Source organism: Cytophagaceae bacterium, assembly GCA_016722655.1.
Classification (GTDB): domain Bacteria; phylum Bacteroidota; class Bacteroidia; order Cytophagales; family Spirosomataceae; genus Leadbetterella.
Window position 1 is genome coordinate 664722 of sequence record JADKIR010000005.1, and the last position, 25308, is coordinate 690029.

Consider the following 25308-nt stretch of genomic DNA (forward strand, 5'->3'; position numbering starts at 1 on the left):
TATGAAAGTATTAACTTCAACAATTAAGAATTTTATCAATGTGCTGGTCATTGTATCATTTACATCAGTGGCAATTGCACAAACAGCAAAAACTGTAGCTCCGTCAAACACGGAGTGCATTTCATGCCATAAGGATAATATTTCAACACATGCATACAATAGCTCGGTACACCAAACATTAAAGTGTACAGCCTGTCATGTAAAAGCCGATGCAGCTCACCAAATGCCCAAAGCTAAATCTGGCAAAAAGGCTTGTGTAGTGTCGTATAAGCCGATGAATTGCAGTAGTTGTCATGCCAACATCGCCAAGGAACATCAGAGTAGCATTCACAATTCAACCAGGTTAAAAGTAGGTTGTGCAAAATGTCACGATGATATTCATACAATCAAATCGATTAAAAACGATAAAATAGCTGCCGCAAAACTATGTAATCAATGCCATGAGAAGGAAAATGACTATTTCAGCTCTACTCACTTTAAAGCTCTGAAACGCGGAAGTAAAGATGCAGCTACCTGTACAGACTGTCACGGGCTCCATGCCATCAAAAAAATTGATAATGTAGCTCAAGGTCGTACTTTCCACACTCAGGCTTGTTTAAAATGCCATGGTGATGCCAAGATTATGTCAAAAAGCCATGTGACCTCTATTGCACCTGAAACTTATTTCCAAAGCTATCATGGTAAAAATATAAGATTGGGTTATCCGGAACGCGTTGCAGGTTGTGCCGACTGCCATGGCTCACATAAGATTCTACCTGAAAAAGACAAGAATTCGATGGTTAATCATGCCAATTTGACCCAAACGTGTAAAGCATGCCATACAAATGCAAGTGCAGGTTTTGCCAAATTTATACCTCATGCTGAGCCTACCAATAAAGAAAAATATCCGTCTTTATTTTGGGTAACTTTGTTTATGAATGGTCTGATGGGTGTAACCTTTATATTTTTCTGGGTACATTCTTTACTTTGGGCATTCAGGGGGTATGTTGAAAAGAAACAAAATCAAAATGAAGAATTCTTCGCTCCTGCCAAAGCTAAGGGTGAGAAAAAAGAGAAAATTAAAAATAAAGTATATCGAAGATTCAGACCGGTACATATTATTCTGCACCTGTTTGTAATATCTAGTTTTCTTGGATTGGCCATTACCGGACTTCCTCTGAAATTTAACGATACCTCATGGGGCAAAACATTTATGGATCTCATTGGTGGAGTGGTTACTGCGGGTATTATCCACCGGGTGAGTGCTATCATTACTTTTGGTTACTTTGTGGTCACATTGGCGATGAGTATTCGTTTTCTGTTTTCAAAAGATCATCCTGAAGAAACAATTTGGCAACGTTTGTTTGGTCCTGATTCCTTGTTCCCTAATATGAAGGATGCCAGAGATATGAAGGCAATGTTTAAATGGTTCTTCTTCCGTGGGCCTAAACCAACTTTTGACAGATGGACTTATTGGGAAAAATTTGACTTCCTTGCAGTATTCTGGGGAGTTGCGGTCATCGGTTCAAGTGGTTTGATTTTATGGTTCCCTGAGTTCTTTGGTACGTTTATGCCGGGATGGATGTTTAATATTGCCACCATCATACATTCCGATGAAGCCTTACTTGCCATAGGATTCATATTTACCATTCACTTTTTCAATACACACCTGAGAGTTGAAAAATTCCCAATGGATTTTGTCATCTTTAATGGTCAGATTACCGAAGAAGAAATGGTTCACGAGCGTAAGGAGCAATGGGAACGCTATAAAAAACAAGGTGTTACTAAAGAATACGAAGTAAATAAACCGGTATCGCTTTGGGTCGAAATAGCATTGAGATTGTTTGGTCTGGTGGCAGTAGTTACCGGCACCATACTCGCTATGTTAATTATTTATACTTTCTTCCAGGGAGGTGGACACTAATCTGAAATTTTAAGAAAGAACATATCTTAAAAACATAAATCTCAACAGAAGTTTTATTTCTGTTGAGATTTTTTTTTATCCGTAAATTCTCTGGATTTTCCGGGTATTAATTAGTCAAAATGAATTTAACTCAATTATCTCAATAGGCCATGGACTGCAATAATATTTGGCATTATATTCATCGCCACTCTCAATCAAAGTTTTCTCGATACCTATTCCTTAGGTTGTTATGACTATTTCACCAAACCATACGATAGACCGTTTATTTCGTCATCATTCCTATTCAGATATTTGGGTTAAAAGCATATAGTTATAATCTTATTAGGATAAACTCAAAAGGATAGAGATAGATTAAAAGAATTTGGTTCAGAAGAAATCTTTTGAAATAAAAGAACATCAAATTACTTAAACAATAGATATCTCTCACTCCAGAATGAAAAAGTAAGGGCACCGTTTAAAGTTTATAAAAAATACTTTGGCTTCAGTAATCTCTTTTTTTTCTAAAGATAAAATATTCAAAATTATTTAGCTGGCTTTAGGTACTTTTTATATTTTAAATATGCCAAAATACTCAATACCGTTAAAACCAAAACAGTGTAATAAACAGAAGGTGGCACCGGAACCGGATCACCTGCAGCATAGGAATGCAGACCAGAAAGGTAATAATTTACGCCAAGATAGGTCATGATAACAGTTCCAAAGCCAAATAAAGATGCAAAGTTAAATGCAAATGCTCCACGCACTTTAGGAATCAAACGCATGTGCAAAATGAACGCATAAACCAGAATAGTAACCAAAGCCCAGGTTTCTTTGGCATCCCAACCCCAATATCTTCCCCAGGATTCATTGGCCCATACACCTCCCAAATAGGTACCTACGCTAACCATCACCAAACCAGTGGTCAGGGTAATTTCACTTATGATGGTCAACTCTTTTATCGTTCTTTCTATATTGGCTTTGTTTTCTTCTTTCAGAAAAACCATCAAAACCAGATTGAGCATTCCTATAACTGCTCCCAACAATAAAAATCCATAGCTACCGGCTTCCAGCGAAACATGAATAGTGAGCCAATATGACTTCAGAACAGGCACCAGTGGGGTGATTTCGGGGTCAAGCCAACTCATGGAGGCCACAAACAATATAGTAGCAGCAAGCGTGGCTGTAGCAGCCAGCCCTCCCAATGATTTTCTGGAGATTAATAGTCCGCCCAAAACGGTCGTCCAACCGATATAAATCATTGACTCATAGCCGTTGCTCCATGGAGCCCGACCGGAAATATACCAGCGTAATCCTAAGCCCAAAGTGTGGAACAAAAAACCAATAAACATTGCCCAATAGGCCCAGCGGGTCCATTTTTCAGAGTTCTTTGATTTTTTTATAGTTCCATACAAAAACAAGCCTGTAAGAACCAGACTCAATATGCCATAAAAGCCTTTGAGCCGATTGAAAGCATCTATTTTGTTTAAAAATATCTCGGAATTGATTTTTGTTTCGGAAGGAATAATGGCTCCTCCACTAGTTTTTTGGAAATTGATAATTTGCTCCAATTGCTTATCTGCTTCAGAGTAATTCCCACTTGTGATTCCTGAATTTACACTGTTGACATAGGTCCAGAACACGTTACTTGATTTTGAAACTGCTTTTTTACTTTCATATTCTTCCATCAAATCTGCCGGAGTTAGCCAGGGGGAAGTGGGATTTTCAACCTGTGGAAACCATCTGAAAAGGCTACCCGAAAAGACCATATTCACAATGTTTACCTTTTCATCAATTTTGATTAGGGCTTTTTCAAATGTCCCCTGATCTTTAGGCATCATATTTTGTGCAGCTTTTACAGCATCACTCATCAGATAGCTGCCGTCTTCTCCAAAAAATGCATTATAGCTCAAAAGTCTTTTATCTGTTTTTAACAGTTCTTTTACCTGTGGATGATCCGGAATCTGAATAATTTCCACATTGGCAAAATTCTCAGGGTCCAGCATCATCGAGAGTATTACCTGCTCGGCCGATTGACCAGCCAGGCTTTCTTTTCTTGATAATTTCCTTAGAATTTCATTGCTGAGGCTATTCATGGGTTTTATTCTTCCATTCATATCCTGCACCATTAATTTTCCAAATGCTTTTGCGTGTTCGGGTGAAACTTGCTGAGCCGATGAAGAAAGAGCTAATAATGAAAGACTTATAGTAACAATTACTTTAGCAGAAGTAGTATTGAGCTTTCTCAACAGATCTGAAAAACGACTTTTCTTGTCAAAAAAATTGAGAATCATCCCTAAGGTGAGCAAAGCATATCCAAGGTAAGAAATCCAGGTACCCCAAAAATCGTGATTCACGCTGAGATAAGTGCCCAGTTCATCCTGGTCAAAGGAAGACTGGAAAAACCTGTAACCTTTGTATTGTAAAATATTGTTCATAAATATCCTTTGGTCACGGTTAATATTTTCTTTTTTGTCGGTTAAAGTAACCTCACTGGCATACGAAGATGGGTTTTCGGTTCCGGGATACTTTTCAAGAATAAAATCACGGCAGGTAAGATAAAAAGGAAGTGTGTCAATTCTGGAACCATACGAAACCTCCAATTTTAATCCATCAAACTCAAAAAATGTGGGTTGACCTTCTTCATTGGGTCTTCCGATGACCATTGCATTCTGTGCCTTTCCATTTTCTTTTACAGTAAGCGTAAGTCCCGCCAGACTTTCTGTATTTAGTTTTTTATTGCCTGATTCAATTTTCACTTCTCCTTTTTCGATGAATTCACCCACCACAAAACTAGATTCTCCCACCGTGTATAATGATCTCAGTAAAAGCGGATGTGGCTGATTTGGCTCCATAGCTTTCACCTCTTGTGTGGTCATAACCATTTGATTTACAACCTGATCAGAAGAAAAAACCAAAGAGTTATTTAGTAATTGAATATTGAAAGCATTGGGTATCGCCTCGTCAGAAAAGTTAAAATACAAGCCATTTATGATTTGTTGTTGTCCCTGAGAAAGGAAATATTCTTCTCTTCCTCCGGCACCTCCTATTACTACTTTTAACATTGGTTTTCCTTCTGTAGAAGCCACCACTTTTTCAACCGGATTTGGCAAAACCTCATCGAGATTAACTTCCAAAAGTTTGTTTCCGATCTGATAGCTTTTTTTCGAAATTATTATTTCCCAAAGATGATATTTCAATCGGTTCGTCAAATGAATAGCTTCTTCCATCATGGTCGATCCTGAATTTCAAATAACTTTCGGTCGTGAGATATTGGTTACTTGTGTTCCCTTCTCTGATATGCATCATGCCTTCAAAACCGGTGTATCGGGTTACTGCTGAGCCAATCAAAATTATAATAATTGAAAGGTGAAATAGAAGTGAAGCCCATTTTTTTTGTTTGATAAGATTATATCGGGAAATATTCGCTAAAATCGAAATGGAGAAAAGTAAAAGTAATAATTCAAACCATTTGCTTTTAAATATTAATTTTTGGGCCGATGAAGTACCAAAATCATTTTCGACAAAAGTCGCAACGCCAATAGCAATAGCAAATAATAAAATATAGATTCCGGCAGCCCGGGTAGATGTAAGTTTCAAAAAAGCCTTTTTAGCGATTTCCATTTTGAATGAGAATATTTATTAGTGTTCAAATTTACCACCATTTTTTCTTTAAAGAATTAAACTCAAATTATAATTTAACCTGTTTTAAATCAGAAAAATGGTCCAAAATAGTACTTTTTACATCAATTAGTGATGACATAAAAAAAAAGGTCATTTGAAAATAAGAAAGAATTGTGAGAAAATTTTGGGTTAATCGGTTTTAAGAAAATGTTTTTCCAAAAGGTTTAATTAAAAATAAAGGATAACCTCTCTCCGATTAATCAAAAATTCAGCAGGATTTTTTAATGTAAGTAAAAAAGCTATTTTTGTTAAAAATATCATCATCAATGACCCAAATACCTAATACAAAGATTCTATTCTTTCTATCATTTATTTTTTTGTTTTCATGCAAAAACAACGCACAATCTCCTTCCAAAACTCAGCAGGCGGAAATAAAAACCGGTGCCGAACAATTGGATAAATACTTGCCTTTGCTTCAGGGAAAAAGAATCGGAATTCTGGCCAACCCAACCACCATCATTGGAAACAAACATCTTGTTGACGGCCTGTTAGCTTTAAAAATCAACATCACCAAAGCATTTGGTCCTGAGCATGGTTTCAGGGGCAAAGCATCGGCAGGTGATAAAGTGGATGATGAAAGAGACCCAACTACCGGCTTGAAAATCATTAGTTTATATGGCAAAAAAAGAAAACCATCAGCAGAAGACCTGGCGGATATTGACCTCATGATTTTTGATATTCAGGATGTAGGCTGCCGTTTTTATACCTATATCAATGTGCTCAGAGATGTGATGGAAGCCTGTGCTGAAAACAACAAACCACTGCTGATTCTTGACCGGCCCAATCCCAACGGATATCTGATTGACGGGCCGATTCTGGATATGAAATATAAATCGGGCATTGGGCAGTTTCCGGTTCCGATTGCTCACGGATTGACCATTGGAGAGTTTGCGTTGATGATAAATGGTGAAAAATGGATTCCAAATAATTTAAAATGTGAGCTGAAAGTGATTCCTGTGGCCAATTATAATCACGATATGCCTTATACTTTGCCTGTTAAGCCCTCGCCAAACCTAAATACACAGCAAAGCATACTTTTGTATCCCGCCACTTGTATGTTTGAGGGAACCCGACTCAATCACGGTCGGGGAACTATGTACCCGTTCACGATTTTTGGCAGCCCACTCCTGAAAGGTAAATATGACTTTTCATATACCCCAAAGAGTATTAAAGGAATGAGCGAAACGCCATTATTTATGGACGAAGTATGTTATGGGCTTGATTTAAGAAATTTTGATACTGAAAAATTGAGACAAACCAAAAAAATCAATCTGAGCTGGATGATTGAATTATACAATGCATATCCCGAAAAAGATAAGTTCTTTGATCGTAGCCTAAGCAACCAAATCGGTAATATTGATTTCCTTGCGGGTGTGCCGGAGTTTAAAGAACAAATAAAAAATGGACTCTCAGAGGTAGAAATCAGAAAAACCTGGGAACCGGGATTGACCAAATACAAAGAAATGAGGAAGAAATATCTGTTGTATCCTTAAAAACATTTCTTTTTTTTTGGGTTAAAAAAAAGACAAACACTAAAAGAGACCGGTTATAAAAATATCGGTCTCTTTTTATTTTTCAGATTCTTTTCAAATAAATAACATGTGAACCCCACTACCCTCGGCACGCTTGTAAAAGTCCCCCACTGTCAAAACACCATCAAGCTGATCTATCAGGTCTTCTTTTTTATAATGGAAAATCTCCATGGCTAGTTTACAAGACCAAAGTTTACAACCGGAAGTCGAGAGTATTTCAAGAAATTCAGAAACTGGTGGCAAATCCAGCCGGTCAATTTCCTTTTTCATCATAGAAGAAGCAAAAGATTCCATGCCGGGAAGACCACCTAATAATGTGGGCACATGCATCCCTGGATTACCCACGGTGGCAATATGGAGGTCATTGAGTTTTTCTTTGTGGATGGCATCCAGGCCAAAAAAAGTAAAGAATAATTCAGCTTCAATGCCTTCCATTGTAGCACCATTGGCCAAAACAAAAGCTGCGTAAACATTGTCTAAAGTTGCCTTAGACAAAATAATCATTATCTTTTTCATTAGTTAAAATATTTTACCCTCGAAAGTTCAATTATTATTAGGAAAAATACTATGACAGACCTCAATCAAAAACATGTTCATATGTTGTTTTAGGCGGGGCTATTTTGATTTTAAAAATAAACAAAAATCAAAAATGTTTTGGAAATAAAATAAATGTTACTATTTTTGAACTATGATACTGTTTTAGTAACATTTTATACTTAACAATAACAATGAAAGTTTCTGCGACACAATTAAAAATCAGGAACGCTGCCAGAGACCTTTTCAAAAGATATGGGTTAAAAAAAGTAAGCATTGAAGACATCTGTAATTCTGCGGAAATTAGCAAAATGACCTTTTACCGCAACTTCTCCAACAAATCAGATATCGCCTATAAAGTAATTGAAAATGAACTGATTATTGGGCAAAATACTTATGATGAAATCATGAATAGCGACATGGATTTCAAGAAGAAAATTCATGAAATCATTCAGAAAAAAAATGAAAATAGTCAGAGTATAAGTATGGAGTTTCTGAGTGATATTTTCAACTCAGAAGAAGCCGATATTCAGAAATTAATTCAAAATCATACTGATTTATCTATCCAAAAAGTAAGGATCTTTTTTAATGAAGCTAAAGAAAAAAACTTCATCAGAAAAGAAATAAATATAGAATTGCTCATTTTGATGATAAATTCTTTCGCTCAAAAAATGAAAGACCCGGCCTTTCTGTCAATTTTTAAATCACCTGAAGAGGCCGTTCGGGAATTGAATAATTTTTTCTTTTATGGAATAATGCAAATACCTGATAATGAATAATTTTGGAAAAATATTATTCTTAATTTTCTTATTATTTTTTCAAAAAAATATAAGTAAAGCCCAAATCCAATCTGATTTCAAGGGCCAGCTTTCCTGGTTAAATGCCTATTCTAACGCCCAAAAGTTTAATTCAAACTTAAGGTATATTCCGGAATATTCGGCAAAATACGAATTTGACTCAACCCGAAAAATTGACTTCGAAAGTTCGTTTAATTTCACCACTTCCTACTTCACCGATTCCGGCAAATTAGCTTTCAATCCTTCAACGTACAGGCTATGGATTAGATATTCAACCAAACAAACAGAATTAAGAGTAGGCTTACAAAAAATTGATTTCGGCTCAGCTACTTTACTTCGACCCATTCAATGGTTCAACAGAATCGACCCACGCGATCCTTTAAAAATTACGAATGGTGTAAAAGCCGTTCTTGGGAGATATTATTTTGTAAATAATGCCAATCTTTGGGTTTGGGCTCTTTTAAATAACACTGAAGTGCGTGGAATGGACATTTTCAGTACCAAAAGAAAATACCCCGAAATAGGCGGAAGAGTTCAATTACCTCTAAAAAAAGGCGAAATGGCACTTACCTGGCATCGAAGGACAGGGATTTTGCCCGATAATTTCCCGCAGGTTGTCAGTAGCTCCTTTGCAGAAAACCGGGTAGGTTTTGATACCAAATTGGACCTGAAAGTCGGCCTGTGGTTTGAAGCCACTTCAATTTTCCGAAAATCAAATTTAGGATCCCTTCGAAATCAAACTGCCGCCACTTTGGGCACCGATTACACTTTCGGATTGGGCTCAGGTTTAAATGTAATCTTTGAAAAAATGTGGGTGGGTTTTGGTGAAAACTTTGGAAAGTATGAACAAAATATTCATCTGAACGCACTCGTAACCACCTATCCTATCGATATTAATAACAGAATAAGTATATATGGTATCTATTCCAAAAAAAGTGAAATCAATTCTCTAGTTGGAAATTTCGAACATCAATTTAATAAAATCACAGCTTATTTAATGGTCTTTCATAATCAATCGGGAACATTTTCATTGCTTCAGAACCAAATGGGACCACTTTTTAACGGAAATGGTTTTAATATTCTTTTGACATACAATCATTAATAATATGGAAAATATAGTCACTTTAAAAAATGTAAGTAAGAAATTCAAAGTTGGCGATGGGGATTTCTGGGCCTTAAAAAACATCAATCTTGCCTTATATAAGGGTGAGTTTGCGGGGCTGGTAGGTCCCAGTGGCTCTGGAAAAACAACGCTACTTAACATCATTGGCTCCCTGGATGTACAATCTGAAGGTGAAGCCATTGTTTTGGGAAAAGATGTTAAAAACCTGTCTCACAAAGAATCGGCAGAGTTAAGAAACCATCACCTGGGTTTTATTTTTCAGGTTTATAATCTGCTCCCGGTCTATACAGTGTTTGAAAATGTTGAGTTTGCTCTATTACTACAAAAAATACCGGAATACGAAAGAAAAACAAGGGTAATGGAAGCATTGGAATGGGTCGGCCTGGCACATTTGGCACAAACCAAACCCTCAAAACTATCCGGCGGAGAAGGTCAGCGGGTGGCGATTGCCCGAGCAATGGTGAAAAAACCTGATATTCTTCTGGCAGATGAACCCACAGCAAATCTTGACGCAGAAAATGCTCATCATATCCTGAAAATCATGGAAAAACTAAATCAGGAATTAAAAACTACCTTCCTCTTTTCGACCCATGACGAAAAAGTGATGCAATACCTGAAAAGGACGATACGTCTTAAAGATGGAAAAATTGAAAGTGACATTACTGAAAACAATCCAAACCCATGAAAATTGCATTTCAACTGGCCTGGAAAAACCTGATAGGTGCAGGCCTCAGAACATGGCTCAATGTTGGCGTTTTAACATTTTCGTTTATAGTAATTGTATTTTACAACGCCATGCTTGATGGCTGGAACCACCAGGCGAAGTTTGAAAGCGTAAAATGGGAGTATGCCCACGGACAATTAATCAACGAAAAATATGATCCTTATGACCCATTTACAGTGCAGGACGGTCATGGTGTTTATTTAGGAAAAACAGAAAATATTAGTCCAATTTTAATAAGACAAGGTACCCTTTATCCCAACAACCGAATGGTGACGGTAAGCCTGATGGGTATTGATACTCTTCAAAAAATTGTAGCCATTCCTGTCGAAAAACTCAAATCAGAATATGGAGAGTTTCCCGTTGTTTTAGGTAGAAATATGGCGAAAAGTTTAAATGTGAAAGTAGGTGACCAAATTTTGCTTCGATGGAGAGATAAAAACGGGACTTTTGATGCCACAGAAGTAACCGTATCAGGAATTTTCAAAACTGATGTTTCCTCAGTAGATAACGGAAAAATCTGGATGAGTATTCAGAAACTTTGGGAAATAACCGGTCTGAATAATCACGCTACTTATTTCGTAGCCAATGAAAAATTTGATAACCCAAATGTGCAGGAGTGGAAATTCAAAAATCAGGAAGTTCTTTTAAAAGATATTACAGATATGATAGCCATGAAAAAAATGAGTAGCTCCATCATGTATTTTCTTTTGCTCAGCATTGCACTTCTGGCAATTTTTGATACCCAGGTTTTGTCAGTTTTCAGACGACAAAAAGAAATTGGCACTTATATAGCCTTAGGAATGACACGAAGCCAGGTGGTTGGCATATTTACGGTAGAAGGTTCCATGTATAGCATTTTTGCCATCATTTTGTCAGGCATAATAGGAATTCCTTTATTTACTTTCGTAGCAAAAACTGGAATTTCATTACCCACCAGTTCCCAGGATGTTGGATTTGCGATGGCTGATGTTATTTATCCATTATTCGGCCTTAAATTGATTCTGAGTACTATTCTTCTGGTATTGATTTCGGCCACCATTGTCAGTTTTCTGCCTACCCGAAAAATCACTAAAATGAATCCCGTGGACGCTTTAAAAGGAAAACTACAATGATAAAATTTATATTAAAAGGAATTCTCAGAGACAGCAGCCGCAGTTTGCTACCCATTATAATCATCAGTATTGGAGTATTTCTCACGGTCTTCCTGACTGCCTATCTCAATGGGGTAATGAATGACCTCAAGGAGCAAACTGCAAAATTTGACACTGGCCATGTAAAAGTTATGACAAAGGCTTATTTGAAAGAAATTGACCAGAATCCCCTTGACCTTTCAATTCTGAATTCAGATCAATTAACACAATCTCTGACCAAAAGTTACCCTGAATATCAATGGGTAAATCGCATAAAATTCGGAGGTATTATTGATATTCCCGACCAATTGGGCAACTCTAAAGGTCAGGGACCGGCTGCAGGTTTTGCAATTTCACTCTTTGACAAATCTCAGGGAGAAATTGAACGTTTTAATTTAAAAAATGCACTTAAAACCGGCGTTATTCCTGAGAAGTCGGGTCAGGTATTAATCGGACATGATTTTGCAGAAAAATTAAAACTGAAACCGGGTAATGAAATCACACTGATGGGCTCAACCATGAATGGCAGCCTGATGCTTTTCCCATTGAAAATTTCCGGAACCATTAAATTTGGAATGAAACAACTCGATCAGGGGGCTATTATCGTTGATATTTCCGATGCCAGAAAAATGTTGGATATGGAAAATGCAAGTAGTGAAATTTTGGGCTTTTCAAAATCGGGAAAATATGACAATGAAAACGCCGAACTGGTTTCCAATAATTTCAATCTGCCATATAAAACATCAAAAGATGAATTCGCTCCAATTATGTTGCCTTTAAAACAACAAAAAAACCTGGCAGAGCTCATCGACTATACTGACAATATTTCGGGTATTTTTATTTTCATTTTTGTTTTGGCCATGTCAGTAGTTTTGTGGAATACGGGTCTTTTGGGTGGAATAAGAAGATACAAGGAAATTGGCATCAGACTTTCCATGGGTGAGTCAAAACCTGTTCTTTATAAAAATATGATCATCGAAGCTACAATTATTGGTATAATTGGATCAATAATCGGAACTTCTCTGGGTATTTTGGTGGCTTATTATCTTCAAACAGTTGGCATTGATATCAGTGAAATGATGAAAAATTCCACCATGTTTTTCCCCCCCAGGGTCAGGGCAGAGGTAGGCCCCTCCTTGTTTTATATTGGTTTCATACCCGGTGTACTGGCTATGGTAGCCGGAACGATGCTCTCGGGTATCGGGATATTCAAACGACAAACCTCTCAATTATTCAAAGAACTCGAAGTCTAAATTTTTGATTATTAATTTTTTATACGATAATGAAAAAAATTATTATTCTATCAGCAATATTACTTTTTGCAAAGCTTTCTTTCGGTCAAACCCTCTCAGCCGAAAACATCCTGAAAAAAGTGGATGCCAACATGGTTTCTAAAAACAGGATTATGGAAGCCAAAATGATTATCCATGGCCAAAGAAACGACCGTGAGATTTCCTCCAAATCTTATTCTGAAGGAATCGAAAAATCCTTTACCGAATACCTCTCACCTGAAAGAGAAAAAGGCACAAAAATGCTCAAAATGAAAAACATGCTCTGGATTTATACGCCGGCCACCGACCGTACCATTCAGCTTTCAGGGCATTTGTTGAGGCAATCGGTCATGGGCTCGGACCTTTCGTATGAAGACATGATGGAAACCCGTAAACTTTACGAAATCTATGATGCTAAGATTTTGAAGCAGGAAAAAATAGACGATAGAAATACCTGGCTGTTGGAATTGAATGCCAAAGTAGAAGATGTGGCCTATGTGAAGTCTCAAATATGGATTGACACAGAAAAATTTGTTCCTCTAAAACAAGATTTTTATGCAAAAAGTGGCCAGTTGCTTAAAAGAAGCACATTTTCTGACATCGATAAAATCAATGGCAGATGGTATCCAAAGAAAATCAATTACAAAGACATGCTCAAAAACGGCAAAGGTACCGACTTTATAATGCTCAAAGTAAGCTTTAACACCAACATTCCTGACTACATTTTCTCTAAAGCCTCACTGAAAAAATAAGCAGGAAGTTCAAAAATTTTAACCCAAAAAGCTCAATATACATTCTGGCGAAATAATCGGTCCGTCGTTCGGTTTTGCAAAATAGCTATGACGAGCATCGAAAGACCTATCGAGATAGGTTTACAGATGTTCGGAAATAGGTATGAAGTAACGGGGGTCGCCTTCGACTTTTATTGCAGCCGATTTTCTAATGAGTTTTTTGGGTTTATATGACAAAATCAGCCAAATAATTGATTTATCTGACAAGCATTTTTCAAAAACCTGAAATTATGTCAGTAAAATGTCAGTTTTTCTCTCTTGGCTTAGATATTGTTAAAATGACAGAAGTTAATTTTAATCAATCTTTAAAATATTTATAGTATTATGTCAGTAAACGTTAAACCTTTAGCAGACAGAGTAGTAGTAGAGGCAGCTCCGGCCGAAGAAAAAACCGCCTTTGGTATTATCATTCCTGACACAGCTAAGGAAAAACCTCAAAAAGGTACTGTTGTAGCTGTGGGACCCGGAAAAAAAGATGAGCCTATCACAGTAAAAGTTGGAGATTCAGTACTTTATGGCAAGTACTCAGGTACCGAGATTACTGTTGATGGTAAAGAGTATTTGATCATGAGAGAATCAGATATTTACGCTATCGTTTAATTTTTTTTATTCAGATTATTAATTCAAAAAACATTTTTTAAAATAATGGCAAAACAAATTCTTTTTGATACCGAAGCAAGAGACAAACTGAAAAGAGGCGTTGATACGCTTGCTAACGCTGTAAAAGTAACTTTAGGGCCAAAAGGTCGTAACGTAATCATTGATAAAAAATTTGGTTCACCTTCAATCACCAAAGATGGTGTATCGGTAGCCAAAGAAATCGAATTGGCTGACGCTATCGAAAACATGGGTGCTCAATTGGTGAAAGAGGTAGCTTCAAAAACTGCTGATCAGGCCGGTGACGGTACTACCACTGCCACAGTATTGGCTCAGGCTATTTACACCATCGGTGCTAAAAACGTAGCCGCAGGTGCCAATCCGATGGACCTCAAAAGAGGAATCGAAAAAGCAGTCAGTGCCATTGTTAAAAACCTCCACGAGCAATCAAAATCAATCACTACTTCTAAAGAAATCACTCAGGTGGCTTCTATTTCTGCTAACAATGACAATGAAATAGGTCAAATGATAGCCGATGCCATGGACAAAGTGGGCAAAGAAGGGGTAATCACAGTAGAAGAAGCCCGTGGTACTGAAACTGAAGTTAAGACTGTAGAAGGTATGCAGTTTGACAGAGGTTACCTTTCGGCTTACTTCGTAACCAATGTTGAGAAAATGGAAGTTGAAATGGACAGACCGTTCATTTTAATCTCTGAGAAAAAAGTATCTTCAATGAAAGAGCTTCTTCCGGTATTGGAAGGTGTGGCTCAGACGGGTCGTCCGCTTTTGATTATTGCTGAAGATGTAGATGGCGAAGCCCTTTCTACTTTGGTGGTAAACAAAATCCGTGGTGCTTTGAAAGTATGTGCTGTTAAAGCTCCGGGCTTTGGCGACAGAAGAAAAGCCATGTTGGAAGACCTTGCCATATTGACCGGTGGTACTGTAATCTCTGAAGAAAGAGGTTTCAAACTTGAAAATACAGACATCAGCATGCTGGGTCAGTGTGAGAAAGTATTGATCGATAAAGACAATTCAACTATCATCAATGGTGCGGGTGATCAGGAGCAAATCAAAGGTCGTGTAGGTCAGATCAAAGCTCAGATCGAAACCACAACCTCTGATTATGACAGAGAGAAACTTCAGGAGCGTCTGGCCAAATTGTCAGGTGGTGTAGCCATTATCTACATTGGAGCCGCTACAGAAGTAGAAATGAAAGAGAAAAAAGACCGTGTGGATGATGCTTTGCACGCAACACGTGCTGCTGTAGAAGAAGGTATCGTTGCCGGTGGTGGTGTAGCTTTCATCAGAGCTCAGGCGGCCCTTGAAGGTATCACTCCTGCAAATATGGACGAAAAAACAGGTATCGCCATCATCAGAAATGCTATCGAAGCACCTTTGAGAACCATCGTTTCTAATGCCGGTGGCGAAGGCTCAGTAGTAGTTCAGGAAGTTAAAAACGGAAAAGATGCTTACGGATACAATGCCCGTGACGACAGATATGAAGACATGATTGCGGCGGGTATCATCGACCCTACCAAAGTAACTCGTCTGGCACTGGAAAACGCAGCCTCTATTGCAGGCTTGTTGTTGACTACCGAAGCCGTAGTTTCTGACATCCCTGAAGACAAACCAGAGATGCCAATGCACGGTGGCGGCGGCGGAATGGGTGGAATGATGTAATATCGTTTAATTACCATTTAAAGAGAGAGAGGCTGAGTTTCAGCTTCTCTCTTTTTTTATCTTTTATTTTCAGGTCTTGACTGTATGTCTGAGTCTGCAAGACTCATTCTTTCTAATTTGCAAGGAGTGGAGTAATTATTCAAAACTATATGATAGATAGGAATTAAGAAAGTAATAATCGCTTTTAAAAGATGTCTTTTTATTGGTTATTTTCTTATACTAGAAAGTGCTTTCTGACTGCTAAAAGCAAAAAAATTAAGTCTTTAACTTTGCACTGATAGGAGTATTGCTTCACAGTTCCCCAAACTTTTACAAAATGCTGTTTAATAGCAAGAGAAAGAACACGGGGAAAGTAAATTATTTTAGACCGGCAGATTTATAACTACCCAAAAGCTTTGAATTGCATTGGATTCAAGATTATTGAAGAAAAGAAACGACAAATCTCCCTCATGCAACTGAAAAGAGTGGTAATGGATGCTTATTTTAAAGGCGGCATTACGTTTAAACTTATTTCATAAACATGACCATAGCAAGCTTATATACAGAGTGTTAAGGCCTGACCTTTAAGCTTAATATTTATACCAGAGGATGGTAAAAAACGGATTCTGACAGCATTGAACGACAATCCGGCATGATATTGCCCCAAATTCAACATCCTTCCTACCCTGAAATCAGCAAGAAAAGCCGGATTAAATCCTATAGCATAAACCCCGGAGGAGTTGGACAAGCTATTTAACTCAAAGGATTGAGCCTGAGCCTTAAGAACGACAAAAAATCAGGTATATAAATGTATAAATTCTATACATAAAAAAAGTAGTATCATGTTTTCGCTAGACACTACTTTATGGTTTTAATTGGATTACGGAATAATAGGGAGAGGAAACTAAGGTTTTTCTGCATTATACAATGACTGTACTTCTGAATCACTTAGAGCTCGGTTGTAGATTCTAAGGTCGTCTAATGAGCCATTTAAAGGAAAATAACCTTCCCCTGGTGGAACAACACCTAATCGAATAGAATTTGAATTCATTACATTATAATCTATTGGTGAATTTACAACTTTTGAATTTATTAATGCCCCATTTTTATATAGTTTTAATATCGACGATTGGATAACATAAGTTAAATGAATCCAATTATTAATAGTATTACTAACACCTTTTTCACGCTTTATAAGTTCAAAATTATTAACTCCAAAACTAATATCATTCTTAAATCCATAAAATACAGAATCCACACTACTTTTAGGTATAATATTTGCGATAAAACCAGTGTTAAACCCTCCTTTTGAAAACAATGTTTGAATTCCGTCTTGACTATTTATTAAATATCCATTATTATCTAGACTCATTCCAAAATAAGTCTTTACAGATACCCAAATACTTATACTAAAATCTGAAGTAAATAACAAGCTATTAGAATTTGGAATAATTGCATATCCGGTATATCCTTGTGAAATCTCAGTCCCACCAAAGTAAATTGATTTTTTATCGTTTCCAAACCTATCAATGGTGTATTTCCCACCATGAAATTCACCATTATTGCCATTACCGCTTTCATCATTCAAATTATTATTAAAGGGTAAATATACCACCATCCCGCTGGTTGGAATTGCTGGAAAGCAGTTTTGAATCTTTGCAATAAATGTCTCATTCCCTCCCGCTGAAAACCCTGGATTCATCGTTATTGAATTTCCTGCATAATAATTAGTATTGGTTGCTACATTTGCAGAACTATTAATTGTTTGAGCAGAAGAATAGGTTCCTGTCACAACATTTCCAATGTGTGTAATTGTATTGGGGCATGGGTTTAAGCTATTTACAGTAACCATTACACTACCATTTGTACTCGTACAGCCATTCACGATACATGTACCAGTATATGTTGTAGTAACAGAAGGCGATACGCTTTTACTCGTCCCTGTTCCTAAACTATTGCTCCAAGTTACGTTACCAGAACAATTTGATGCAGAAAGTGTACTACTTTGTCCCGATGTAATTGTTGCAGGACTTGCGGAAAGCGTAGGGGCAGCTGGAATAGCTTTAATGATTCCTGTGGCTACGGTTCTGGAACTGGTGCAACTTCCAACCGTACAAGACACATAATAGTTTGTAGTTAAGCTAATTGATTGCGTAGTATAATTGGCAGTACTTGCCAAACTTGTTCCATCCGAACTTACAGCATACCAATTATACGTCCCCGAACAACTTGATGCAGAAAGGGTTACAGTACCAGTTCCACAACGATTGGCAGAGGTTGTGGTTGGGGCTGATAAATTACAAGTACTCACTGTAACTGTTACACTCCCATTAGAACTCGTACAATCATTTACTGTACAAGTAGCCGTATAAGTTGTGGTTACTATGGGCGAAACTATCTTGCTTGACCCTGTACCTAAACCATTGCTCCATGTTAGAGTACCCGAACAATTTGAAGCAGAAAGTGTACTACTCTGCCCTGGGGAAATATTTGCAGGGTTGGCTAAAAGCGTAGGAGCAGGAGGAATTGCAATTATAGTGGCAGTAGCCATAGTTCTTGAACTGGTACAACCACCAACAGAACAGTTGACATAATAACTAGTTGTTGAGCTAATTGAAGGAGTAGTATAATTAGCTGTAGTTGCCAAACTTGCTCCACCTGAACTTGATAAATACCAATTATAAGTTCCAGAGCAACCTGATGATGTAAGCATTACTGTACCTGTGCCGCATCGGCTCAGGGAGCTCGTGATTGGGGGGCCAGGGGGTGTACAGTCAACAATATTAATTTTATAATCTTCTGTTTCTCCCCATGCATATCCACTACAAGAAGAACCATTATAATTGTAATAATCAGCACATATTATCCTCATATAAGTAGTTCCGTTTATTACTGTGTTTGGAATTACAAAATCACCTTGAAAAGTAGAGGAAGAACTGGAAATTACACTTGGTGTTACAACTTTTTCACCATCGTCATCATAAGATCCATTTCTATTAAAATCTATATAAACTTTCACAGTATGCCAATCAGAAGAACCATTGCAGGTAGTAGTATTAATACTATATGCTAAATTACTTCCTTTTGTAAAATTAGCAATTGGTAAATTTGTATAGTTGGAATATTTGTTTAATTTTGAACCTGAAGGTCCTGTGGTTGAACATGTTGAAGAATTAGTTAAATTTCCTATGCTTACGCTTGTAATATCAGTATAATCATTGTTGTTCCACAGTTCTGGCACACAATAGCAAGTTTCATCAAGTGATAGTTTAATAATTGCTTGGACTGCAGTTCTGGCACTTACACAATTGCCTTCTGTACAACTCACATAGTATGTATTCGTATTACTAATTGTCGGTGTATTGAAGGTAGAACCATTACCTAAGCTACTTCCACCACTAATTGATGAATACCAGTTGTAAGTCCCGGAACAACCTGAAGCTGTTAGTGAAACCGAACCTGGTAAACACCGTGTAATAGAATTAGCGATTGGTGGAAGAACCGTGCCTGTAAGAAATTTTGAATTAATCCATTTAGGACGAATGGTAACCAATCCATTTCGCATTCTTTCAACCTGCTTTGGGGTGAACCTATCAATACAACTCCAGCTATATGACATAAAATTTTTTAAAACATTACCAAAAGGTAATTCTGTGCATGTGTTTATTGCTGTTGGGGATTTATAAATGCAATAATCATTTTCCAAATGCGGATCTGTGTCTGAGATATAATCACCTTGATTATCGGGGTCACTATTAGGTGCACATTGACCATTATCGCTTTGGAAAGTATGTGCTAAAGAAAATGTATGACCAATTTCATGTATTAATAATTCACTTGCATTTCGGGCAACGTATTGATTCACAATCATTGTACCCCACCAGTTACCCCAACCACTATATTCAATAAAATTATCAACCACAAAAATCTTAATCACTTCATTATCAAGATAGTTAGGCACTAGAGCTTGGAGATCGTCCATCATGGTTTCGTCATAAATAGAAAAACCATTGGAATAGTTAGCAACTGAAGATGCATTTATTCTTACAATTCCAGAAAATGGGTTACAATTATTGTCAAATTGTGCTAGTTGAAGCTGAATTTTTGTATCTAAACCTAAATTGAGATATTCTCCTGTTGCTCTTAAACCTTTATTTATCTTTGCCACACTGCTAGCAACTTGTTGATCGGTAATGTTTGCACCAGAACCAACAGAATTTCCCAAATGGAATAATACAAAAACTACTGGAATTGTATAGACTGTATTGGGGTCAGCAACAGTTGTGGTATTTTTTATTTGATTTAATTTCTCTAAATATGACTTTTTTAGTTCTTTATTATTTAATACAGCTTGATCAAATCCACAAATTTTTTCTTGTTGTCCCAAACTAATATTTAAGGCAACAAATAATATTAATAAAATCTTTAAAATTGTTTTCATAAATTTGTATGTTTTTAATTGCATCCTCCAATCTTAGCTTCAAAAACTTCATTTGAGCCTGCTTGAAAGCCAGGGGAAAGAATGATTTTTTTTGCAGCCTGGAAAATTGTATTTGATGGAACATTTACCCTCGCTTCAATAGAATCTGACGATTTATATATACCAGAATCAATATTGCTTGTAAAATTTAAATGAGAATTACACACTGTTATTTTTGCTTCCAGTTTGTTGCTATTACAATTATTGGCTTCACAGGAAACATAATATGAAGTGTTTGAAAACAAGTTTGGTGTTTGAAAATTATTCCCTGAAAAAATTGGCAAAAAATCATTTTTGCTTTCGTACCATCTAATAATTCCTTCGCAACCTTGGACTTCAAGAATAGCCCTTTCACCTAAATTTAAAGTGTTAGAAGGAATTAAATTAAAAATTGGAGTTATATTATAATTAACAAACAACTGATTAGATTCTGCAACGCAACCAAATTCGTTCACTTCAGCTTTATAATTTCCGGTTTCCTTAACAAATAAATTTACCGAATGCGAACCGGAAATTATTTTGCCATCCTTATACCATTTAATTGTATTATTTATATTTGAATTTTGACCAGCCAATCTGATTTTAATAAAGTTGTCAGAACACCAAACACCAGAATTATCCTCAATTAGTTGTAAATTAGGTGAACTACCAATTGTAATTTCATCTGTTGTTTCTATACAACCACCAAAATTTAATTTACATTTATAGGTTCCGGGGGCATTGGCAGTGTAAGTAGACCAGTTAGCGTAGTCAATATCAACTCCCTCTTTTTGCCACTGGTAGGTCACATTACTATTGGAATTTGGGATGGATAAGAATACTTGATCATTCTGGCCGCAAATATTCGATTTATTATCTTGAATCGTAATTTTTATTCCGTTATTGACTAAGGATGAATATTGAATAGTATCATATTCTGAACATCCAAGATCATTAGTATTCTGAATTACATATTGAGCCGGATTGTTAACAACCAATGATATTCCACTTCCGATACTTATACCATCTTTAAACCATTTCCCAGACACATTTGATTTCAACTTGAATGAATTACACCCCAGATAATCATATGTAATATTTGGAACTATTAAATTCTTATTAGCAGTAAAATTTAAAATGTTACTTCTTAATGACCTTTTACCATCAGAACAAATTGCATAGTAGCTCCCTTCCGTGTCTGCCGATACTATATTGATTCTGGTTCCTTCAATTAATTTCCCAGATTTAATTAATTGATTATTTTTATACCAGTAAATGGTTAGGTTTGATGTCAAAAAATTAAAATCTTTAATATAAATAATCCCGCTTAACCCATTACATATTATTGTATTATTACTACCAATTTCAAATTTATTTTTGAAAGATAAATCCACAAATTTATTACGTGAAAGGGTAACAATATTGCAATTAGAATCTGTAACTTTAACCTTATAATTTCCGTCAGTCCTCACCGTAATAGACGGAGTATTCATGTTTATTATCTCAGTATCATTTCGATACCATTTATACGATGATGTTGGGGTATAATAAGAACTATTGATTCTAATAACTGAATCTCCAAACAAAGTCATTGTCTTACTATAATCATAATCCACCACGTAAGGGACAAAAATGAAGGAACTTTGATATATCGATACAGAACTTTGAATTTTACAGCCTGGATAACTAAATTCCGCTTTATAATTTCCAGGACTATTAACAATTAAGGAATCTTTTGTTTGATTAATGATTGGTTGATTGTCTTTATACCATTGAATAGTGTAGGGGAAAAAAAATTGATTATGGTCTCTCATTATAGAATGAATTTTTGACTTTAATGTTGTAGAAGAGCCCGTACATATTTCTTGATATCCCAATTCAACATTATTAATTAAGATAGATGTAAAAATCTTTTTTACTACGTTGATTTCCGCTTTTTGACTAGCCGTAACGCCATTTGAAACATAAACTTGGTATATCCCACTTTCTGGAAAATCATCATCTGTCAGATACACAAAATGATCAATTATTCCTGGAGATTGTTGATAGGGATATATTCGGCTTTGATAAATTAATGAATCGCTATGAAATATAAATATTGAATAGGGTGAATAATTTGAGGTGCTTCGACTTAAAATTGGCTTAAACATTACGGGCTGTAAATAACAGAAACCCACTAATTCATTATTTTTCAGGATTATTTGCTGTTCTTTTATGAAAACATGACCAATAATACGGTTTTTTTGCTTTGGCAAGTTAACGATATCGCAAGTAGCAAAGTAAGCGGTACTTTTTGTTAAATTTTGAGTAATATAAATCGAACCACTTCCTAAAATATTACCACCGATCTCATTATCATACCAATTTACAGTCCCTTTACAGCCTTTCATTTTCAGAATTGCAGAACTATTGAATTCAATAAACTGAGAGGTTATAGACAATTGTTTTAAATCCTCACTAATAATTACTTTAACCGAAGTATTTTTGCTTATACAATTATCTTTTTGGCAAGTGGCAAAATAGGTTTTATTAGATTGAAGCTTTGGAGTGATAAACCTATTGCCATCGGCTAAAAAATCAATTCTTAAACTATCTCTAAACCAATATACCGTACCATTTTCACAATTTTTTGATTCTAAAATTGCAAAATCATTATATTTTATTCTTTGACTTTGAATTTCAAATACAGTAGATTGATTAGAACAAGTAGGCTTATCGTTAATAAATGGTTCATTTATATTAAAACTTCCAGAATTAAAAGTATTTAACCTCATTCTAAGTATTTGTTCAGTTGAAAATAAATATTGTGTCGAACGGTTATTAAGAGGGTAATTCATAAAATTGTTATAAGTATTTTTACCAATTTCCTTCCCTGTACAACTGTTAATATCATTATATTCTTTTGCGAAAAACATTTTGTGTGGTTCGGTATCAGAAATTCGATCTCCATCTAAAAGAGGATTTAAATTGGAAGGGCAACTTCTGCCATCATTATCTCCCTCAAAGGTGTGCCAAAGGCTCAACGCATGACCCATTTCATGAATGTAAGTTGAATTCCAAGTATCAAAATCCATTTGGCTTGTTTTACCTAGCTGCATGTATAACTATCCTTGTCCCAATAATGCAAAGGCATCCACTTTATCAATAAAAAAGAAATGATATATATTAAAGTAATAATTTGAGTTCCATTGAGATAAATTATGAAATTGGTGTGTTTCATCTGGATGCACGCCATTTGAAATATATCCATTAATGGCTCTACCATCAATCCTTACTATACCATTGGTAGGATTTCCATTGGGATCTATCCCAGCCAAAACAAATTGAATTTTACTATCTTTTGTTTTCTCAAAATATTTATCCTTTGCTCTGAATCCATCATTAAGAGCCTTTACCATATTTTGAATATATTCTTCACTTACATTGGATCCGCTTCCAACAGGCTCACCTAAATGAAATACATGAAAAACTAAAGGGACAGTGTAAATTGTAGTGGAATCTCCTGTTGTACTTATTAGTTTTCTGGATAAGTAGGCTTTCTCTATTTGGTCAATTATTTTTTTTTGCTCTTTTGATAGACTTGAATAATTAGTCCCACAAGTAAAAACCGAATCTTTTTGGCCAAAACTGATAAATGAAATAAAAAGCAGACTTATTTTTAAAATTTTCTCCATAGTTATTAAAATTTAAATTATACAATCCACCATTTTTTGACAGAACCAGATTAAACAAACTAGAAAGAAAAACCTAGAAACTATGGTTAAACGGATTGTAGACACTAGTTTAGCTGATACTGTTAAAAGATTTAAATGGCACTATCATTTAGATTAAAATCAGGAGGTGTTGTAAGCACCTCCTGATTTAATCCTTAAGATTTAATTCTTTTTTAACTAACTCATAATTTGACCAATCCAGGCTTTTTACCCTTCCTGCGGCAGACAGAGGTATCACTACCAACCTCATTTTTGGTGCAACTTTTTTCGCAAGATCTCTGTAAAAACTAGCTGATTTATCCAATAGTTCAGGTGCTTTAGATGTATATATGTATTGATTATTTACGTAACTCTGCACATATGGAGTTTGAATATTAAAGTAAGGATTCCAATAATTCTCCGCTATTTCACTGTTTCCTAAATAACAATAGGTAAAATCTTCCGACTTACTGCTTGTTCTCCCTTCAATTTTAAAATAACTATTAATACTGTTAGTTGCTGCACCGCCCGTAATACGTTCCTGCAAACTATAATCAGAATCATTCTCATTAAAGACCAAAGCATTAAATTTAAAATAAGTCAAAATCAAACCTTTATCTAATACTTCTCTGGTAAAAAATGGCTGGGTTTTATCTTTCAAGTATAATGTGACATAGGTAACGTATTTGTCGATTCCATTGTAAGTAGAGGAGTTTAGGATTGATTTCCCTCCTTCAAAATCAAATGACAACCAGCCGGTAGATTTAGCTTCAATTTTTCCATCGACTCCATTGGTTCCATTTGTACCATTAGTGCCATTTTGCCCAGCAGGACCAGTTGCACCAGTCGCACCGGTTGCTCCTGCTGCTCCAGCCGGTCCAGAAGGGCCGATATCTCCTTTAGGCCCCACCGGACCTTCACAAGATACTATACTTACAAATAAAATTGAAAATGCGAAAATTGAAAATAGTTGTTTTTTCATTGTTATATATGTTAAAATTATAATTTCAAATCGTCCTTCGTCTGGCTACTGGTAATTTCTTCCCACAAGAAAGAAAAACTTCACTCTCATTGTATGAAGCAATAAACTGTCGATTGACCAGGTACCGCCGGTGGATGCGGGAAAAGGCATTAGTCGGCAAAAATTCGTTTTCGTACTTTTTGAGGGTGTAGGCATGAATCTCTTTCCGGCCGTCAATAAAATGAAAAATAGTGTAGTTGGTACTGGCTTCCAGATGAGTAATTGTAAAAGAGTCAGATAATTGTATTTTCATATTTTTTTGGGATGTCTTAACTTTCCAAAGTTCAATTATTTCCCCAGACCAATCAATCATTAAATAAAATTCGGTCGATTTTTAGAAAATTTGGTAATAAAGGAGTTCCCTTTAAAATCCGTTATGGGACAATGGCTTTCTGCCTATTAACAGAAAGCATAT

General features: G+C 36.0%; 17 protein-coding genes and 1 pseudogene. 10 read left to right on the plus strand and 8 right to left on the minus strand.

What is annotated here, in order from left to right; genetic code table 11:
• Position 1 precedes the first annotated feature (1 nt).
• On the plus strand, positions 2-1903 hold the full coding sequence (locus tag IPP61_18820) for a cytochrome C (protein ID MBL0327182.1): 1902 nt from the start codon (positions 2-4) through the stop codon (positions 1901-1903).
• Positions 1904-2424: 521 nt separating this feature from the next.
• Here IPP61_18820 and ccsA read toward each other — a convergent pair.
• A pseudogene (ccsA, locus tag IPP61_18825) lies at positions 2425-5503 on the minus strand (cytochrome c biogenesis protein CcsA).
• A 326-nt stretch (positions 5504-5829) separates the two neighbouring features.
• On the opposite strand from ccsA, the gene IPP61_18830 reads away from it, so the two are divergent.
• Positions 5830-7056: a DUF1343 domain-containing protein gene (locus IPP61_18830; protein ID MBL0327183.1), complete on the plus strand. Its 1227-nt coding sequence runs from the start codon at positions 5830-5832 to the stop codon at positions 7054-7056.
• 93 nt (positions 7057-7149) lie between these two features.
• On the opposite strand, the gene IPP61_18835 is transcribed toward IPP61_18830, so the two are convergent.
• The gene (locus IPP61_18835) at positions 7150-7611 is read right to left on the minus strand and encodes a DsrE/DsrF/DrsH-like family protein (GenBank protein MBL0327184.1); all 462 of its coding nucleotides are present in this window, start codon (positions 7609-7611) and stop codon (positions 7150-7152) included.
• A gap of 212 nt (positions 7612-7823) precedes the next feature.
• Here IPP61_18835 and IPP61_18840 point away from each other — a divergent pair, with 212 nt between their 5' ends.
• From IPP61_18840 to groL, 8 genes are all read left to right on the plus strand, one after another.
• Positions 7824-8408, plus strand: coding sequence for a TetR/AcrR family transcriptional regulator (locus tag IPP61_18840; GenBank protein ID MBL0327185.1), 585 nt, complete (start codon positions 7824-7826; stop codon positions 8406-8408).
• A complete protein-coding gene (locus tag IPP61_18845) occupies positions 8401-9528 on the plus strand; it encodes a hypothetical protein (GenBank protein MBL0327186.1) in 1128 nt (375 codons plus the stop codon). Before IPP61_18840 ends, IPP61_18845 begins: the two co-directional genes overlap by 8 nt.
• 4 nt (positions 9529-9532) lie before the next feature.
• Complete coding sequence (locus tag IPP61_18850) at positions 9533-10234, plus strand: ABC transporter ATP-binding protein (protein ID MBL0327187.1); 702 nt, start codon at positions 9533-9535, stop codon at positions 10232-10234.
• Positions 10231-11385 (plus strand): ABC transporter permease, encoded by a 1155-nt coding sequence (locus IPP61_18855; GenBank protein ID MBL0327188.1) that lies wholly within the window; start codon positions 10231-10233, stop codon positions 11383-11385. The genes IPP61_18850 and IPP61_18855 overlap by 4 nt, the downstream gene beginning before the upstream one ends.
• Positions 11382-12656, plus strand: coding sequence for an FtsX-like permease family protein (locus tag IPP61_18860; protein ID MBL0327189.1), 1275 nt, complete (start codon positions 11382-11384; stop codon positions 12654-12656). Before IPP61_18855 ends, IPP61_18860 begins: the two co-directional genes overlap by 4 nt.
• A 29-nt stretch (positions 12657-12685) precedes the next feature.
• On the plus strand, positions 12686-13426 hold the full coding sequence (locus IPP61_18865) for an outer membrane lipoprotein-sorting protein (protein MBL0327190.1): 741 nt from the start codon (positions 12686-12688) through the stop codon (positions 13424-13426).
• Between the two features lie 363 nt (positions 13427-13789).
• Positions 13790-14065 carry a co-chaperone GroES gene (locus IPP61_18870; protein ID MBL0327191.1) on the plus strand — a complete coding sequence of 92 codons (276 nt, stop codon included), beginning with the start codon at positions 13790-13792 and terminating at the stop codon, positions 14063-14065.
• A 45-nt stretch (positions 14066-14110) separates the two neighbouring features.
• Complete coding sequence (gene groL / locus IPP61_18875; GenBank protein MBL0327192.1) at positions 14111-15742, plus strand: chaperonin GroEL; 1632 nt, start codon at positions 14111-14113, stop codon at positions 15740-15742.
• A 535-nt stretch (positions 15743-16277) separates the two neighbouring features.
• On the opposite strand, the gene IPP61_18880 is transcribed toward groL, so the two are convergent.
• From IPP61_18880 to IPP61_18905, 6 genes are all read right to left on the minus strand, one after another.
• On the minus strand, positions 16278-16469 hold the full coding sequence (locus IPP61_18880; protein ID MBL0327193.1) for a hypothetical protein: 192 nt from the start codon (positions 16467-16469) through the stop codon (positions 16278-16280).
• A gap of 156 nt (positions 16470-16625) precedes the next feature.
• Positions 16626-19889, minus strand: coding sequence for a hypothetical protein (locus tag IPP61_18885; protein ID MBL0327194.1), 3264 nt, complete (start codon positions 19887-19889; stop codon positions 16626-16628).
• Between the two features lie 287 nt (positions 19890-20176).
• Entirely contained in the window at positions 20177-23278 is a 3102-nt protein-coding gene (locus tag IPP61_18890; GenBank protein ID MBL0327195.1) for a hypothetical protein, read from the minus strand.
• Between the two features lie 6 nt (positions 23279-23284).
• Entirely contained in the window at positions 23285-23854 is a 570-nt protein-coding gene (locus tag IPP61_18895) for a hypothetical protein (protein MBL0327196.1), read from the minus strand.
• A gap of 187 nt (positions 23855-24041) precedes the next feature.
• Entirely contained in the window at positions 24042-24854 is an 813-nt protein-coding gene (locus IPP61_18900) for a hypothetical protein (protein MBL0327197.1), read from the minus strand.
• 25 nt (positions 24855-24879) lie between these two features.
• Complete coding sequence (locus tag IPP61_18905; GenBank protein ID MBL0327198.1) at positions 24880-25146, minus strand: LytTR family transcriptional regulator; 267 nt, start codon at positions 25144-25146, stop codon at positions 24880-24882.
• Between the last annotated feature and the right edge of the window lie 162 nt (positions 25147-25308).

What these genes read in the sequence shown, in the direction of transcription:
- IPP61_18820 (MBL0327182.1), top strand. Translation starts at nt 2, where the DNA reads ATGAAAGTATTAACTTCAACAATTAAGAATTTTATCAATGTGCTGGTC.
- IPP61_18830 (MBL0327183.1), top strand. Translation starts at nt 5,830, where the DNA reads ATGACCCAAATACCTAATACAAAGATTCTATTCTTTCTATCATTTATT.
- IPP61_18835 (MBL0327184.1), bottom strand. Translation starts at nt 7,611, where the DNA reads ATGAAAAAGATAATGATTATTTTGTCTAAGGCAACTTTAGACAATGTT.
- IPP61_18840 (MBL0327185.1), top strand. Translation starts at nt 7,824, where the DNA reads ATGAAAGTTTCTGCGACACAATTAAAAATCAGGAACGCTGCCAGAGAC.
- IPP61_18845 (MBL0327186.1), top strand. Translation starts at nt 8,401, where the DNA reads ATGAATAATTTTGGAAAAATATTATTCTTAATTTTCTTATTATTTTTT.
- IPP61_18850 (MBL0327187.1), top strand. Translation starts at nt 9,533, where the DNA reads ATGGAAAATATAGTCACTTTAAAAAATGTAAGTAAGAAATTCAAAGTT.
- IPP61_18855 (MBL0327188.1), top strand. Translation starts at nt 10,231, where the DNA reads ATGAAAATTGCATTTCAACTGGCCTGGAAAAACCTGATAGGTGCAGGC.
- IPP61_18860 (MBL0327189.1), top strand. Translation starts at nt 11,382, where the DNA reads ATGATAAAATTTATATTAAAAGGAATTCTCAGAGACAGCAGCCGCAGT.
- IPP61_18865 (MBL0327190.1), top strand. Translation starts at nt 12,686, where the DNA reads ATGAAAAAAATTATTATTCTATCAGCAATATTACTTTTTGCAAAGCTT.
- IPP61_18870 (MBL0327191.1), top strand. Translation starts at nt 13,790, where the DNA reads ATGTCAGTAAACGTTAAACCTTTAGCAGACAGAGTAGTAGTAGAGGCA.
- groL (MBL0327192.1), top strand. Translation starts at nt 14,111, where the DNA reads ATGGCAAAACAAATTCTTTTTGATACCGAAGCAAGAGACAAACTGAAA.
- IPP61_18890 (MBL0327195.1), bottom strand. Translation starts at nt 23,278, where the DNA reads ATGCAGCTAGGTAAAACAAGCCAAATGGATTTTGATACTTGGAATTCA.
- IPP61_18895 (MBL0327196.1), bottom strand. Translation starts at nt 23,854, where the DNA reads ATGGAGAAAATTTTAAAAATAAGTCTGCTTTTTATTTCATTTATCAGT.
- IPP61_18900 (MBL0327197.1), bottom strand. Translation starts at nt 24,854, where the DNA reads ATGAAAAAACAACTATTTTCAATTTTCGCATTTTCAATTTTATTTGTA.
- IPP61_18905 (MBL0327198.1), bottom strand. Translation starts at nt 25,146, where the DNA reads ATGAAAATACAATTATCTGACTCTTTTACAATTACTCATCTGGAAGCC.